Origin of the sequence: Methylobacterium sp. GC_Met_2, assembly GCF_026540795.1 — a bacterium.
GTDB lineage: Bacteria > Pseudomonadota > Alphaproteobacteria > Rhizobiales > Beijerinckiaceae > Methylobacterium.
Genome location: NZ_JALNUM010000058.1, coordinates 24601 through 39698, shown reverse-complemented (window position 1 = coordinate 39698; position 15098 = coordinate 24601). Strand labels below are relative to the sequence as shown.

At 68.1% G+C, this 15098-nt stretch carries 12 protein-coding genes; 5 read left to right on the top strand and 7 right to left on the bottom strand.

Features of this window, described 5'->3' with window-relative positions:
• The first annotated feature begins 393 nt into the window (after nucleotides 1–393).
• The 3 genes from OXS49_RS19285 to OXS49_RS19275 all read left to right on the top strand — a co-directional run bounded on the left by OXS49_RS19285 (nucleotide 394) and on the right by OXS49_RS19275 (nucleotide 4159).
• Entirely contained in the window at nucleotides 394–2658 is a 2265-nt protein-coding gene (locus tag OXS49_RS19285) for a TonB-dependent siderophore receptor (RefSeq protein WP_267426212.1), read from the top strand.
• Nucleotides 2659–2876: 218 nt separating this feature from the next.
• The gene (gene mazG, locus OXS49_RS19280; RefSeq protein WP_267426211.1) at nucleotides 2877–3740 is read left to right on the top strand and encodes a nucleoside triphosphate pyrophosphohydrolase; all 864 of its coding nucleotides are present in this window, start codon (nucleotides 2877–2879) and stop codon (nucleotides 3738–3740) included.
• 77 nt (nucleotides 3741–3817) lie between these two features.
• Entirely contained in the window at nucleotides 3818–4159 is a 342-nt protein-coding gene (locus OXS49_RS19275; protein WP_244002156.1) for a hypothetical protein, read from the top strand.
• 9 nt (nucleotides 4160–4168) lie between these two features.
• Here the strand turns inward: OXS49_RS19275 and OXS49_RS19270 are convergent, their stop codons facing one another.
• The 6 genes from OXS49_RS19270 to pabB all read right to left on the bottom strand — a co-directional run bounded on the left by OXS49_RS19270 (nucleotide 4169) and on the right by pabB (nucleotide 10265).
• The gene (locus OXS49_RS19270; RefSeq protein WP_244002154.1) at nucleotides 4169–5866 is read right to left on the bottom strand and encodes a methyl-accepting chemotaxis protein; all 1698 of its coding nucleotides are present in this window, start codon (nucleotides 5864–5866) and stop codon (nucleotides 4169–4171) included.
• A gap of 374 nt (nucleotides 5867–6240) precedes the next feature.
• On the bottom strand, nucleotides 6241–6771 hold the full coding sequence (locus OXS49_RS19265) for a ferritin-like domain-containing protein (RefSeq protein ID WP_244002152.1): 531 nt from the start codon (nucleotides 6769–6771) through the stop codon (nucleotides 6241–6243).
• 231 nt (nucleotides 6772–7002) lie between these two features.
• Nucleotides 7003–7449, bottom strand: a complete 447-nt coding sequence (locus OXS49_RS19260; protein ID WP_244002150.1) for a DoxX family protein — start codon at nucleotides 7447–7449, stop codon at nucleotides 7003–7005.
• The gene (locus OXS49_RS19255; protein ID WP_267426210.1) at nucleotides 7446–8297 is read right to left on the bottom strand and encodes an aminotransferase class IV; all 852 of its coding nucleotides are present in this window, start codon (nucleotides 8295–8297) and stop codon (nucleotides 7446–7448) included. Before OXS49_RS19255 ends, OXS49_RS19260 begins: the two co-directional genes overlap by 4 nt.
• Nucleotides 8284–8898 carry an aminodeoxychorismate/anthranilate synthase component II gene (locus OXS49_RS19250; RefSeq protein WP_244002146.1) on the bottom strand — a complete coding sequence of 205 codons (615 nt, stop codon included), beginning with the start codon at nucleotides 8896–8898 and terminating at the stop codon, nucleotides 8284–8286. Before OXS49_RS19250 ends, OXS49_RS19255 begins: the two co-directional genes overlap by 14 nt.
• Nucleotides 8895–10265 (bottom strand): aminodeoxychorismate synthase component I, encoded by a 1371-nt coding sequence (gene pabB / locus OXS49_RS19245; protein WP_267426209.1) that lies wholly within the window; start codon nucleotides 10263–10265, stop codon nucleotides 8895–8897. Before pabB ends, OXS49_RS19250 begins: the two co-directional genes overlap by 4 nt.
• A 373-nt stretch (nucleotides 10266–10638) precedes the next feature.
• On the opposite strand from pabB, the gene rimO reads away from it, so the two are divergent.
• Both rimO and OXS49_RS19235 read left to right on the top strand, forming a co-directional pair.
• Nucleotides 10639–12045 (top strand): 30S ribosomal protein S12 methylthiotransferase RimO, encoded by a 1407-nt coding sequence (gene rimO / locus OXS49_RS19240; protein WP_267426208.1) that lies wholly within the window; start codon nucleotides 10639–10641, stop codon nucleotides 12043–12045.
• A gap of 156 nt (nucleotides 12046–12201) precedes the next feature.
• Nucleotides 12202–13344 carry a hypothetical protein gene (locus OXS49_RS19235; RefSeq protein WP_267426207.1) on the top strand — a complete coding sequence of 381 codons (1143 nt, stop codon included), beginning with the start codon at nucleotides 12202–12204 and terminating at the stop codon, nucleotides 13342–13344.
• A 122-nt stretch (nucleotides 13345–13466) separates the two neighbouring features.
• Here the strand turns inward: OXS49_RS19235 and OXS49_RS19230 are convergent, their stop codons facing one another.
• On the bottom strand, nucleotides 13467–15002 hold the full coding sequence (locus tag OXS49_RS19230) for a HAMP domain-containing sensor histidine kinase (protein ID WP_244002138.1): 1536 nt from the start codon (nucleotides 15000–15002) through the stop codon (nucleotides 13467–13469).
• Nucleotides 15003–15098: the final 96 nt, after the last annotated feature.

Below are 15098 nucleotides of genomic sequence, written 5' to 3'. Positions count from 1 at the left end.
CCACCCCACGCGGGATCTGCGATCCCCAAACTCCTCCCCACAAGCTTGAGCGATCCCGGGCAAACCCGGGGTCGCCAGGGGAGGAGAGCGCGTCGGCGCAGGTGTGAACGTCGTAGCCCTTGCGGGGGAAGGAGACGCGTGCCGCCCGTCAGACCGATCCGAAGACGATCCGCGTGCTCGCAGGCCCACTACCAGAGCGTGTCGCCGCGGCAACAGCCGTCGCCAGACGCGCGAGGGCGGCTTGCGGCCAAGCATGACCGCGCGTACTCCGGACATAAGAAAACACAATCCCAACAGTAGTTTAGCACAATTCTAAACAGCGCGATAGCAACGCCGGAGCCCTTCCCGGCGAACGCGGTCGGCTGCCCGTTCCGCCCGACACGGCCAGGTCCCATGCGCGTTGCTTATCCCCCCTTCAACACGAGCGGCGCCACCCTGCGGGCCCTCCTGGCCGGCGCCTCCCTTGCCGTCCTGGCCCAGGGCGCGCCGAGCCTTGCGCAGGACGCGACGCCGCCGCGCCGCGGGGCGCTGAGCAATCCCCCGGCCGGGGGCAGCGTGCAGCTCGAGGAGCTGAGCGTCGAGAGCCAGGGCGGCGGTGCCCCGGTCGCGGCCCGGGCCGGGGCGGGCGCGCGGGCGGTGGAGAGCCCGACCGGCCCGATCGACGGCTTCGTGGCGAAGCGCTCGGCCACCGCCACCAAGACCAACACGCCGCTGATCGAGACGCCGCAATCGATCACCGTGGTTGGCCGCCAGCAGCTCGACACCCAGAACGCCCAGACCCTCACCCAGGCGACCCAGTACGTCGCCGGAACCTATGCGGGCACCTTCGGCGCCGACACCCGCCTCGACTTCTTCCAGCTCCGCGGCTTCGTGGTCAGCGATTACGGCCTCTACCTCAACGGCCTGCAGCTCCTGAACTACGGCTTCGCCTACAGCCGGGTGAACACGTTCGGGCTGGAGCGGATCGAGGTGCTGCGCGGCCCCTCGGCGGTACTGTTCGGCGCCGGCAATCCCGGCGGCCTGATCAATCAGATCAGCAAGCGCCCGACCGAGAATCCGTTCGGCTACATCGAAGTGGGCGGCGGCTCGTTCGACCAGCGCTACGCCGCCTTCGACGTCGGCGGCCCGGCCGACCGGGAGGGGCACTGGTTCACCCGGCTCACCGGCTATGCCCGCAACGGCGGCACGCAGGTCCAGGGTGCGCCGGACGACAGCTACTCCATCGCCCCGGCCTTCACCTATAAGCCGGACGGATCGACCAAGTTCACGGTGCTGTCGAGCTTCCAGCACGACAACACGGCAGTGACCGCGAACTTCCTGCCCTATTCCGGCACGGTGCGGCCGACCGTGTTGGGCCTGCGCATCCCGCGCTCGCTCAACGTGGGCGATGCCGGCTTCAACACCTACCAGCGCGATCAGGCCTTCATCGGCTACGAGTTCGAGCACGTCTTCGACGACACCTGGGCGGTGCGCCAGAACGCCCGCTACGCCTACACGCAGAGCTACCAGAATTCCTACATCGGCCAGCTCGGCTACACCGATCCGCTCCAGACGCAGCTCGGCCGCTACCTGTTCCGGGATTCCGCCAAGGTCGCGCAGCTCGATGTCGACACCCAGGCCGAGGCCAAGTTCTCCGACGGGTTCTTCCGCCACGATTTCCTGATGGGCGTGGAGTACCGGAACTTCCAGATCCACGACAACCAGGCCTCGGGCTTCCCCGGCCCCGACCTGAACATCCTCGCGCCCGCTTACGGCCCGCAGACGGTCTCGGCCGCGCCCTACCTGATCAACGCCAACTCGTTCCAGCAGGTCGGCCTGTACTTCCAGGATCAGATCAAGCTCACGCCGGAGCTGACCCTGATCCTCGGCGGCCGCCAGGATTTCGTCCAGAACACCGTCTACGATCGCCTGACGCCCGCCAACACCAATGGCCGCAACGACAGTGCCTTCACCTACCGGGCGGCGGCGATCTACAATTTCGACTTCGGCCTCGCGCCCTACATCATGTACGCGACCTCGTTCCAGCCCGAGATCGGCGTGGACATCAACAACCGGACCTTCAAGCCCGATACCGGCGATCAGGTCGAGGGCGGCGTCAAGTTCGAGCCGCCCGGCCAGGGCTACTTCCTGACGCTGGCGGGCTTCGACATCCACCGCAACAACGTGCTCACCCCCAACCCGGTGAACACGATCTTCCAGACGCAGGTCGGCGAAGTGCGCTCCACCGGCTTCGAGGCGCAGCTCGTGGCCAACGTCGCCGACGGGCTCAACCTCGTAGCCTCCTTCACCAAGTTCGACTTCTCAACCCTGCGGGATCCCGATCCGGTGCGGGTCGGCAAGACACCGGTCAACATCCCGCAGACGCTCGCCTCGCTGTTTGCCGACTACACCATCCCGCTCGGGCCGTGGCGCGGCTTCGGCTTCGGCGGCGGCGTGCGCTACGTCGGCAGCTCGTTCGCGGACGTGGCCAACACCCTGCGGGTGCCCGACTACGTGCTGTTCGACGCGCAGGTGCACTACGATTACGAGAACTGGCGCTTCCAGGTGAACGCCTCGAACATCGGCGACCGGCGCTTCGTCGCCTCCTGCCAGTCGAGCGTGTCCTGCTTCTACGGCGACGCCCGGCGGGTGCTGGCGAAGGTCAGCTACAAGTGGTGAGGTGAACGTTCCTCGAGTCCTGGTTTCGAAAGGTCGAGACCTTTCGCGGGTCCAGGGCGGAGCCCTGGTGCCGGACCTCGTCCGGTGCCGGACCTCGTCCAGTGTCGGGCTTCGCCCGATCTCAGGGTTCCACCCTGAGCACCCGCCAAAGGGCACGCCCTTTGGAAACCCGGGAACCCTGTTGCCACGCGGTCGGGAACGGCTCTAACCCCATCGGCATGAGCGAGACACACGAGTCGGGCGACGGGTCGGCGGAGACGGAATTGGGCCGGCTCCTGCGCATCATGGCGGCCTTGCGCGACCCCGTCCGCGGCTGCGCCTGGGACGTGGCGCAGACCCCCGCCACCATCGTGCCCTACACGATCGAGGAGGCCTACGAGGTCGCCGACGCGGTGGCGCGGGGCGACCGCGACGACCTGCGCGACGAACTCGGCGACCTGCTCCTCCAGGTGGTATTCCAGGCCCGCATGGCCGAGGAGCAGGGCGCCTTCGCGTTCGACGACGTGGCCCGCGCCATCGCCGACAAGCTGATCCGCCGCCACCCGCACGTCTTCGCGCCGGACGGGTCGCTCCTGCCGGAGGGCTCTGCCTTGCGCAACCCGGCGCAGGTCGAGGCGCAATGGGCGGCAATCAAGGCGCAGGAACGCGCCGCGCGCGGCGAAGCGCAAACCGCGCCGGACCCGCTGGGCGGGGTCGCCCTGGCGCTGCCGGCGCTGGCCCGCGCTGAAAAAATCTCCCGGCGGGCGGCCGGCTACGGCTTCGACTGGGACAACGCCGCCCAGGTGATCGGCAAGGTCCGCGAGGAGACCGACGAGGTCGCCGAGGCCCTGGCGGCGGGCGACCGGCGGGTCGTGGCGGACGAGATCGGCGACCTGCTGTTCTCGGTGGCCAACCTCGCCCGGCATGCCGGGATCGACCCGGAGGCGGCGCTGCGCGACGGCACCGCCAAGTTCGAGCGTCGCTTCGCCGCGATGGCGGCGCATCTGGCGGCGGCCGGGGGCGAACTCGGCCGCGCGGAGCTGGCCGCCATGGAGGCCGCGTGGCAGGCGGTGAAGCGCGACGAGGCGGAGCGGGCCGTATAACCGGCGCGACGATCCTGCGCGGGGTGCTGCGCGTCCGGGGGCTCGACAGACCTCAACCGCCGGATATGGTGCCGCCCATGCGCTTCGCTCTCCCCATCCTCACCCTCCCCGTCCTGGCCCTGTTCGCCGCGACCGCCCTGCCCCGGCCCGCCCGGGCCGAGACGATCGTTCAGGGCCGGTTCGGCTGTCACACCCAGGAGGTCACGGACCGCCTGTTCAAGCTGGTCATGGCCGGCGACGAGTCGGGGTTCGGGCAGCTCCTGCGGGGCAGCCTCGCGAGCGGCGAGTGCCGGAACTGGACGCCCGGCGAGGCGGTCCGGCTCGAGAGCCGGACGACGACCTATGGCTGCATCGCGCCGGCGGCGGGGCAGGAGCGCTGCTACTGGACGCCGCTCAGCGCGGTCGAGAAGCCGAACTGACGGCGGCCCTCACGCCGCCCGCACGGTGTTGAGGAACCGTTCGACCTCGGACGCGAGCTGCTCGGACTGGCGCGACAAGTCGGTCGCCGCCGTGAACACCCGGTCGGCCGCCCGGCCGGTCTGCTCCGAGGCCTGGGCCACGCCGGCGATGTTGTCGGTCACCTGCTGGGTGCCGGCCGTGGCCTGACCGACGTTGCGCACGATCTCCTGCGTGGCCGCCCCCTGCTGCTCGACGGCCGCCGCGATCGTCGCCGCGACGGCGTTGATCTCGCGGATGCGCCCGGTGATCGTCCCGATGGCCCCCACCGTTTCGCCGGTCGCGCCCTGGATCCGGGCCATCTGGCCGGCGATCTCTTCGGTGGCCTTGGCGGTCTGGCCGGCCAGCGCCTTGACCTCGGCGGCGACCACCGCGAAGCCCCGGCCCGCCTCGCCGGCCCGGGCCGCCTCGATCGTCGCGTTGAGCGCCAGCAGGTTGGTCTGGGCCGCGATGTTCGAGATCAGCTGCACCACGTCGCCGACCCGGCTCGCCGCGTCGCTCAGGGCGGAGACCTGGGCGGCGGTCTGGTCGGCCTCGCCGACGGCCCGCCGGGCGAGGTCGGTCGAGCCGGTCACCTGCCGGCTAATCTCCTGGATGGAGCTGCCGAGTTCCTCGGTGGCCGCCGCCACCGTGTTGACGTTGGCGGCGGCCTGCTCGGCGGCGGCCGCCACGGTGGTGGACTGGCTGGCGGCCTCCTGGGCGCTGGCCGACATCCGTCCGGCCGTGGCCTGCAGCTCGGCGGCCGCGCTCGAGACCATCCCGACGATGCCGGCTATGGCCCGCTCGAAGGCGTCGGCCAACGCCACCATGGCGCGCTTGCGCTCGACGGCGGAGGCGGCCTCGACCGCGTGCCGGCGCTCCGCCTCCTCGACGGCGCTGCGGGCGACCATGGCCTTGATACCTTCGACGGCGCGGCCGACCGCGCCGATCTCGTCCCGGCGGGCCGCCTCCGCGAGCGTGGCGTCGGTCTCGCCATTCGCCATGCGCTGCAGGGCGGCGACCAGGCTGTCGAGGGGGCGGGTGATCCCAGACACCGCGATCGCGCCGGCCACCGCCAGGGACGCGAGCAGCCCCGCCACGGCCGTGGTGATCAGGATGGTGGTCCCCCGCTCGACATCGGCCTGCGTGGCGTGCTTGCCGTCGTCGATCCGGCGTTCCAGGTCGGCGATCTGGGCCTGCATCGCCGCGTGGAAGGCCGTGCGCAACCCGGATGCGTCCTTGAACGAGATCTGGAGGGCCGCAGCGCGGTCGCCATCGAGGGCTGCGGTGTTGCTGTTCGCGACCATCTCGAACAGCGGGGCGGTGATCCGGCGGATCTTCTGGGCCTTTTCCGCATCGTCGGCCGACCGCGACGCCGCGATGATGCGGTCGAGATCGTCGAGCGTCGCCTTGGCGGCCGCGTTGTAGTTATCCTCGAACTTGGCGAGGTCGGATTTCGGTTCGCCGATCATCAGGTTGCGGTTCATGAGCGCGGCGTCACCGAGGTGGATCCGCGCGCTCTGCAGGCCGGCCAGCCGGACGGTGAGATACTCCGCGACGTAGCCGCTGCGCTCCCGGATAACGTGCATGGTATTGAGTGCGTAAACGACCGTAATCGCGCTCACCAGCATCGTGATGAGCAATGGCATCGCAATCTTGGTTAGAATTTTTACATTATTGAGGATTTTCATCTCGGATGCATCCAGCAGAGTATGCGCAATACGCTCGATGAAACAGGACTGATTGTACAGATGATCGATCTTTGACGTGCCGCATCCGTAGCATGCCTAAGATTTGTGCTCAATGTATATCTCGATGCGAATGCAAAAATCCGAGTTCAGAGATTTCAGGTATTGACGCGCGGCTTTATCGATTTTCGGATCTGTTCTAGCGCGAGATAAAAGATGACACTGCTCTAGAGGCGAAGATTGTTCTGGCTGCGTGCGGACGCGATCGGAGACAACGGCAGGATTGTGTCTGGATACGGTTTGCGGCGCCGAGCCCGCCTCGGCTTCTGGAGCGGCGGCGGCCGGGCCGCCGCCGCCGGTGGGGCGGCGACCTCCGCTCAGGCGGCCTTCTTGCCCTTCTTGGACGGCTCGGCATCCTCAGGGGTGCCGTCGGTGTTGATCGATTCGGCGATCTTGGACAGCAGCGCGTCGGTCTTCTTCTCCTCCTGCAGGGTCTCGTCGAGGAGCTTGGCGGCGTCCGCGTAGCCGAGCTGGGCGGCCCAGGTCTTCAGGGTGCCGTAGCGGGCGATCTCGTAATGCTCCACCGCCTGGGCGCAGGCGGCCAGCACCGCGTCGGCGGCCGGGCTATCCTCGAAATCCTCCAGATCCTCCTCCATTTCGGAGACGATGCCCTGCATCGCCTCGCAGGTCTTGGCCCGGGCCGGCTTGCCGATGATCTCGAACACCTGGGTCAGGCGCTCGACCTGCTGGGCGCTCTCCTCGGCATGGGTCTCGAAGGCTTGGCGCAGCGCGTCGTGCTCCGCCGCCTTGGCGGACTTCTTGAGCGCTTTCACGGATTGCTTCTCGGCGTAGTAGACGTCCTTCAGGGTCTCGTAGAAGGCGTCGTGCAGCGTCTTCTGCTTGGCCATGGCGGTCTGTCTCCTTTGGGTAGGCTGCCGGGGTGCGCAGCTTCCGGACGGCAAACGCCGGTCCGGCCGGGCGTATCCGCCCGATCTTTTCCGATCTCTCGGCCCTGGGGAGGAACTTTTTTGCGCTGCGGCGTGTGCAGCCGCCGTCCTGTGATCCTGTGGTCCAGGGTCTGCGGGATCCCGGGTTTGCCGGATCCTGGGCCGCCGTGATCCCTGGATCACGGGATCCGGTCAGCGTGTGGAGCCGGGCGGGCTCACGGCCGATCGTCCGGAACGGCGGATCGGCCAGTCGATCAGCCCGCCGGCCCAGAGGGCGGCCCAGACGAAGACCGGCTGAAAGGCGAGCCGCGGTCCGTGATACCACCAGGAATCCGGGATGCCGTCGACGTGGATGTGGTCGAAGGCGTGCTTCAGGTTCGCCGGGTAGACGCAGACCGCGTAGAGGGCGAGGCCGATTGCGGCGGCCCGGCGGAACCGGCCCGTCAGGAGGCCGAGCGCACCGGCGATCTCGCACAGGCCGGTGGCCTGGATGACGAGGCGGGGCTCGGGCACCCAATCGGGCATCAGCGGCAGCATCGCGTCGGTCGCCACGAGGTGGACCACGCCGATGAACAGGTAGATCGCCGCGAGCCCGTAGCGCAGCCAGCGCCGCCCGGCCTCGATGGTCTGCTCGGTCACGCGACCGTCTCCTCCGCCACGCCGCAGGTCTGGGCCACGCGGGCCCGCAGGGCCGCCATCAGGCTTGCCACCGCCTCGTGCCCGGCGCCCGGGAAGGCGTTGTCGCCGATGGCCGTCACGGGGGACAGGAGCCGCAGGGAGTTGGTCAGGACCACGGCGTCCGCGCCCAGGAATTCGGGCAGGCCGAGCGAGCGTTCCTCCGCCCGCAGCCCGCATCCGGCGGCGAGACCCAGAACCTCCGCCCGGATGATGCCAGCGAGCACGCCGTCTTCGAGCGGCGGCGTGACCAGGGTGGCGCCGAACAGGGCGAACAGATTGCCGGTGCCTGCGCAGGCGACGCGCGCCTTCGTGTTGCAGAACAGCGCCTCGTCGAACCCGGCGGTGGCGGCTTCGCGGGCGGCCAGCACCGCGTCGCCATAGCCCAGCGTCTTCAGGCGGCTGGCGGGGGAGGTGTCGTTGCGGGCGATGGCGGTCGACCACAGGCGCAGGGGCGCGAAGGCCGCGCTCCGGGCACTCGGCGCCGCGGTGATGAACAACGTCGGGTGCGCATCCTCCGGTGGCTTCAAACCCCGCGGGCCGGAGCCGCGCGTCAGCGTGGTGCGGAGCGCCAGCCGCTCGCCCCGACCGGCGACCGCCCGCATGGCCGCGCGGATCCGCTCCGGCTCGGCGGGGATCCCAAGAATCTCCGCCGAGGCCACGAGCCGGGCGATGTGGGCGTCCTCGAAGGCGACGCGGCCCCCGAGCGCCAAGCCTGTGTCGAACAGGCCGTCGCCGAGCGTCAGGCCGCGGTCGGTGTGGTCGAGGGGGGCCACGGTCCCGGGGGTGATCGCCCCATCACGCCACAGCATCGCGGCGTCCCTCCGGCCTCTCTCGCCAGGCGCGGGCCAGTCCCAAAAAATTAGCGAACAGGGCGTGGCCACCCTCGGTCAGCACCGATTCCGGGTGGAACTGGATGCCGTAGGTCGGGTGGGTCCGGTGCGACAGCGCCATCACCTCCCCCTCCTGCGAGACGGCATCGACGGAGAGGTGCCGTTCCATGTCGGGGCCGGGATTGACCACCAGCGAGTGGTAGCGCCCCACCGGCATCGGCGCGGGCAGGCCGGAAAAGAGGCGCTCGCCGGTGTGGGCAATCGGCGTCATCTGCCCGTGCAGGGGGCGCTGCGCCCGCGCGACCGTGCCGCCGAAGGCCGCGCCGATCGCCTGATGGCCGAGGCAGACCCCGAGGATCGGCACCGTGCCGGAGAGATCCCGGATCGCCGGCAGGGAGATCCCGGCTTCCGCCGGGGTGCAGGGTCCGGGCGAGACCACCAGGGCCTCCGGCTCCAGCGCCCGGATGCCGGGCACGTCCAGCGCGTCGCTGCGCACGACCCGGACTTCTTCGCCCAACTCCTCGAAGTAGCGGACCACGTTGAAGACGAAGGAATCGTAATTGTCGAGGACGAGGATCATGCGAAGGCCTCGAACACCCGGGCGGCCTTGGCCAGGGTCTCGTCGTATTCCGGGCCCGGCTCCGACAGCAGGGTCACCCCGCCCCCCGCCTGCAGCACCGCCTGGTGGGCGTCCATGAACACGGTGCGGATCGCGATCGAGCTGTCCATCGTCCCGTCGAAGCCGATCCGGCCGATGGCGCCGCAATAGAGTTCCCGCGCGTCGCCCTCGATCTCCGTGATGATGTCCATGGCGCGGATCTTTGGCGCGCCCGTGATCGAGCCGCCCGGAAAGGTCCCCTCCAGGAGGTCGAGGGCGTCGAGCCCGTCGCGGAGTTGTCCGGTCACCACCGACACCAGATGGTGGACGTTGGCGTAGGTCTCCAGCCCGCAGAGCGTGGGCACGGCGACGCTGCCCGGCCGGCACACCCGCGACAGGTCGTTGCGCAGCAGATCGACGATCATGACGTTCTCGGCCCGCTCCTTGACGTTGGCCTGGAGCGCGTCCGCGACGAGTCGGTCGGCCTCCGGATCGTCGAGCCGGCGGGCGGTGCCCTTGATCGGACGTGTCTCCACGTGCCGGCCGTCGAGCCGGATGAAGCGCTCGGGCGAGGACGAGGCGATGCTCAGCCCTTCCAGCTCCAGATAGGCCCCGAAGGTCGCCGGGTTGGTGGCGCGCAGGCGCCGGTAGAGGGCGAACGGGTCGAAGTCCGCCGGCAGATCGGCGCTGAAGCGCTGGGCGATGTTGGCTTGGTAGATGTCGCCGGCCCGGATGTATGCGCGGACCTTTTCGACAGCATTCTCATAGCTTTGCCGGTCGAAGTTCGAGCGCCACGTGAGGTCCTTCCCGGATTGGCCCGGTGCCTCTGCCGGTTCGGTGCCGAGCCGGTCGGCGAAGGCGGCGAGCCGTGCCTCGGCGCGGGCCTGACGGGCAGCCGGTTCCGTTTCCGGAAAGCCGGTGGCGACGAGCCGGGCCGTGCCGGCGGCGTGGTCGATCACCAGGGCCGTGTCGTAGAGGTTCAGGGCGATGTCGTCGGTGAGCCCCGCCCGCCGGGCCGGCGCCGCGACCCGCTCCAAAGCCGCGCCGAGGTCGTAGGCGAGGTAGCCGATCGCGCCGCCCGGGAAGGGGTTTTCGGGGCTGGGCTCGATCCGATAGGGCGCGAGGCAGGCGCGCAGGGCCGCGAACGGGCCGCCCGGCACCGGTTCGCCGTCCAGGGTCGCGACCCCGTCGCGGAAGCGGAAGCGCGCGAACGGATCGGCCGCCACGATCGAATGGCGCCCGAGCGGGTCGTGCCGCATGGCGCTGTCGAGGAAGGCGAGCCCCGGCAGGCACCGCAGCCGGGCGGCGGCCGCGACGGGATCGATGAAGGGGATCTCTCGGGTCCACATGACCGGGTTCGGGGCCGCTATCTCTGGCTGTGCGTTATCCGTTGCCGTCGCACAGGCGATGCCGCGGGGGAAGCGGCAGTTCCACGCAGGCACCGCCGCGCGGTGCGGACGGGATCTGTCCAGGCTGCAGGGCGACGGCCCCAACGCCTTATGCGCGGTCCAAGGATCTGCCGGCAAGGCATTGTTAAAAAATAGAAATCTTTCGTGATCCGGTAGCCTCGTGCCGGGAGCCGGACACCCCTGCGGCGGCCGGTCTCGCGCGGGCGGTCGAGAACCGCTATAGGATCACGACCCCGAATTCTCGTCCTCGCGCTCCGTGTGGCTGTCTCATCGGCCACACGCGCGGGCGGCGTCCGATCTGTCGAATGCGCCCATGACCGCCACGCCAGCCCCCACGCCCGCTCCGAAGGCTTCGGACCTCAAGGCTTCGGACCTCAAGGCTTCAGATCTCAAGGCTTCAGATCTCAAGGCTTCGGCCCCAAAGATCTCGTTCGTGTCGCTGGGCTGCCCGAAGGCCCTGGTCGATTCCGAGCGGATCCTCACCCACCTGCGCGCCGAGGGCTACGAGCTGGCCCGGCGGCACGATGGCGCCGACGTGGTGATCGTCAACACCTGCGGCTTCCTCGATTCCGCCAAGGCCGAGTCGCTCTCGGCGATCGGCGAGGCCATGGCGGAGAACGGCCGGGTGATCGTCACCGGCTGCATGGGCGCGCAGCCCGAGGAGATCCGCGAAAAGTATCCCGATCTCCTCGCGGTGACCGGACCTCAGGCCTACGAGTCGGTGGTGGCGGCGGTCCACGAGGCGGTGCCGCCGGCCCACGACCCGTTCCTCGATCTCGTGCCGCCGCAGGGGATCAAGCTCACCCCGCGCCACTACGCCTACCTGAAGATCTCGGAGGGGTGCAGCAACCGCTGCAGCTTCTGCATCATCCCGAGCTTACGCGGCAATCTCGTCAGCCGCCCCGCCGCCGACGTGCTGCGCGAGGCGGAAAAGCTGGTGAAGGCCGGCGTGAAGGAGCTGCTGGTGGTCTCGCAGGATACCAGCGCCTACGGCGTCGATATCCGCTACAGTGAAAGCCCGTGGCAGGACCGTCAGGTCCGCGCGAAGTTCTACGACCTCACCAAGGAACTCGGCGAACTCGGCGCCTGGGTGCGGCTGCACTACGTCTACCCCTACCCGCATGTGGACGAGGTCATCCCGCTGATGGCCGAGGGCAAGGTGCTCCCCTATCTCGACATGCCGCTCCAGCACGCCAGCCCCGCGGTTCTCAAGCGCATGCGCCGGCCCGGCAACCAGGAGCGCCAGCTCGACCGGATCCGCAGCTGGCGGCAGATCTGCCCGGACCTCGCGATCCGCTCGACCTTCATCGTCGGCTTCCCCGGCGAGACCGAGGCCGAGTTCGAGGAGCTGCTGGGCTGGCTGCAGGAGGCCAAGCTCGATCGCGTCGGCTGCTTCGAATACGAGCCGGTGGCGGGCGCCACCGCCAACGCGCTGGGCGACCTCGTGCCGCCGGACGTGAAGGCCGAGCGCAAGCGCCGGTTCATGGAGACCCAGAACGGCATCGCGCTCCGGCTCCAGCGGGCCAAGGTCGGCAAGCGGATGCCGATCATCGTCGACGCCGTCGAGGGCGGGGTCGCCCACGGCCGGTCCAAGGCCGACGCGCCGGAGATCGACGGCACCGTCCACGCCGCCTTCCGGCGGCCGGTGCGGGTCGGCGACATCGTCACCGTGAAGATCGAGCGGGCCGAGGCGTACGACCTGTACGGCAGCGTGGCCTGAAGGCGGTCACGCGCCACGGCGCAATTGTCCAACCCGCTCTCTCATCCTGGGAATGTCCCCTCCTTGGGCAGGGAAGCGTCATAAACCTTCCTGGGCGCTCATAGAGCTATTATAGGCCACATGAGGATAAATTCTTCCGGCTGATTCGGGATGAGTATGGCTAATCAATCCGGTGTATTTCTTATACAAAACGATGAAACACTTGTGGCTATGCAGCCCGCAGAATTTTCCAAAGAAGTCGATTTCCAGACTCTTCTATCGAAATTTCCGGCCTTGCTGGTTGGTGATCAAATCAATCCTGAGCAGCCTCGACGCTTTGTCTTGGTAAAACAAGAACAGGCGATCGGCCACGAAGACAATGAGGCGCGATGGTCAATCGATCATCTTTTCCTGGACCAAAGTGGCACGCCCACATTGGTTGAGGTCAAGCGTCAAAATGACACAAGATTACGCCGGGAAGTCATAGGGCAAATACTCGATTACGCCGCGAACTATCAAGTCTCCTGGACCTGGGAGACCATCAGGTCGGCGTTCGAGAGCACCTGCGCGGACAACGGGGCGCAACATGACGTCGTATTGGCTGAATTCCTCGACAAGGACGTAACGCCCGACCAATTTTGGGCCAACGTGAAAACGAATCTGCAGGCCGGCAAAATCCGTATGCTGATCGTGGCCGACCATATTCCGACGGAAGTCCGGCGCATTGTCGAATTTCTGAACAAGCAAATGGATCCGGCGGAATTCCTTGCTGTGGAACTCAGGCAATACGCGGCCGGCAATCTGAGAACACTCGTTCCGATGGTGTTCGGACAGACGCAAGAAGCGACAAAGAAGCAAGTGTCGTCCTCAGGGCCACGCTGGACGGAGGAGAGGTTCATCGAGGCTCTGGCATCGAAAGGCTCGCCTGCCGAAGTTGATGTCGCGCACGCCTTGATCGCCTGGATGAAGGCCAGCGGTTTTCCGCTGGTTTACGGGGTCGGCCGTGAATTCGGGTCTGTCTATCCCTTGATGAAAGTGCGGAACGTAACGATCAATCCGGCCTACTTATCCACCGATGGTAAGATATGGTTTCAGATTAATTCACTATCCAACAAGCCGTTATTTGATAATCTGGAGACTAGGCGTGAATTGATCTATAAATTTGCCTCCATCGATAATTCAAAAATAACCGACAAGCTGCTGGATCGTTTCGGTACGTTGCCTTACGGCACGGTTGCGCTCGACCCCGATGGCACGAAGAAGCTCATCGACGCCTTCGAGTGGATCGCCACCAAGATCAGATCCGCACCGCAGGCCTGATGGGCCTACGCACTGCCCATCCGATGCGGGCGGCGCAGCGACATCCACGAGGCCTGCACCTCGCTGCAAGCCTGATCGCCGTCAACCAGATCAGCGATTCTGTCAGGCGCTTGAAGCGGAACTCACGCTGCTCGGTTGAGGGCACCCCGAGCCGGTGCCGAGGGCTCGGGGTCGATCTCGACCGGCGCCAGCGTGTCCATCACCCGGGAGATCGGCAGGGTCACCACCACCTCGGTGCCCTCCCGGGGCTTCGAACTGAGCTGGAACTGGCCGCCATGCAGCTCCACCAGCCCCTTCACGATCGGCAGGCCGAGCCCCGAGCCCTGCTCGGCGGTCTTGATCGCCAGCGAGCCGCGCCCGAACGAGGACAGGACGGTGCCGAGCTCGTCCTCGGGGATGCCGGGGCCGCTGTCCTTGACCGAGACGTATTGCCCGCCCGAGGCGGTCCAGCCGACTTTCAGCCAGATCTCGCCGCCGGGCGGCGTGAACTTCACGGCGTTCGACAGGAGGTTCAGCACGATCTGGCGCAAGGCGCGCTCGTCCGCCCAGAGCCGCGGCAGGGCGTCGTCCACGAGGTCGTGGAAGGTCTGGTTCTTGGCCTTGGCGCGCAGGCCCATCATGTGGCGGCACTCCTCGACCACGTGGGCGAGCTGCACCGGCTCCTCGTTCAGCTCGTACCGCCCCGCCTCGATCCGCGAGAGATCGAGGATCTCGTTGATCAGGTTGAGCAGGTGCATCCCGCTGTCGTGGATGTCGTTGGAGTATTCCCGGTAGGACGGCGCGGTGTGGGTGCCGAACACCTCGTTCTTCATCACCTCCGAGAAGCCAAGGATGGCGTTGAGCGGCGTGCGCAGCTCGTGGCTCATCGTGGCCAGGAACCGGGACTTGGCGAGGTTCGCCTCCTCGGCCCGGCGGCGGGCCTCGTCGGAATTGGCCTTGGCCTGCTCCAGTTCGCCGAACACCGCGTCCTTCTCGGCGCGCGAGCGCAGGGCGCCCATCGTGGCGGCGTAGAGGCGGCGGGACAGGCCGAGGAAGAACAGCTGCGCGCCGCCCGCCATCGTCACGAGCAGGAGCCCGTCCGCCGAACGGGAGAAGCTGGCCAGCGACGCGGTGGCCAGCGCCAGCGGCACCAGGGCGGCGACGGCCGCGAGCGGTACGGTCGCGGCCAGCATGGTGGTGACCGCCGAGGCGATGACAAGGCCGAGCAGCGCGAAGGTCCAGCCGCCCGTGGCGCCGAGCCCGATCATCGCCGCCCACGACAGGCTCTGCAGCACCTCGCCGATCAGAAAGAGGCGGCGCCAGTGCCTCAGGGGGATCGTCTCGGGATCGGCGTGCAGGAAGCGCCGGCTCAGGGTCGTGTTGAGCAGGATCATCAGGACAACGCCGAACGCCCAGCCCATGGCCACCGGCGGCGCGATCCAGAACGTCGCCGCCGCGGCGAGTGCCGCCGCGAAGCCCGCCAGCGGGATGCCGGCCCCGGCCCGGTACTGCGCGTAGTGGCGCAGCAGCTCGTAGTCGAAGGCCCGTTCCAGGCCGGTCAGCGAGGTCAGCTTCTCGCGCGCCGAGCGGATCTCGCGGGCGACCCCGAGGCGGCGGGCGGCCTCCTCCGTCGAGGGGCCGCGACCGCGCTGGACCATCTCGACAGTGAGATCGGGCATACGCGTCTTGAAACTCGGAGGTGGCGGTGTCGACCGGGATTCGCTCCTCAAGGATGCGGCGGATATGTTAAGAAGCCGCTGCCGGTATCGCTCGGA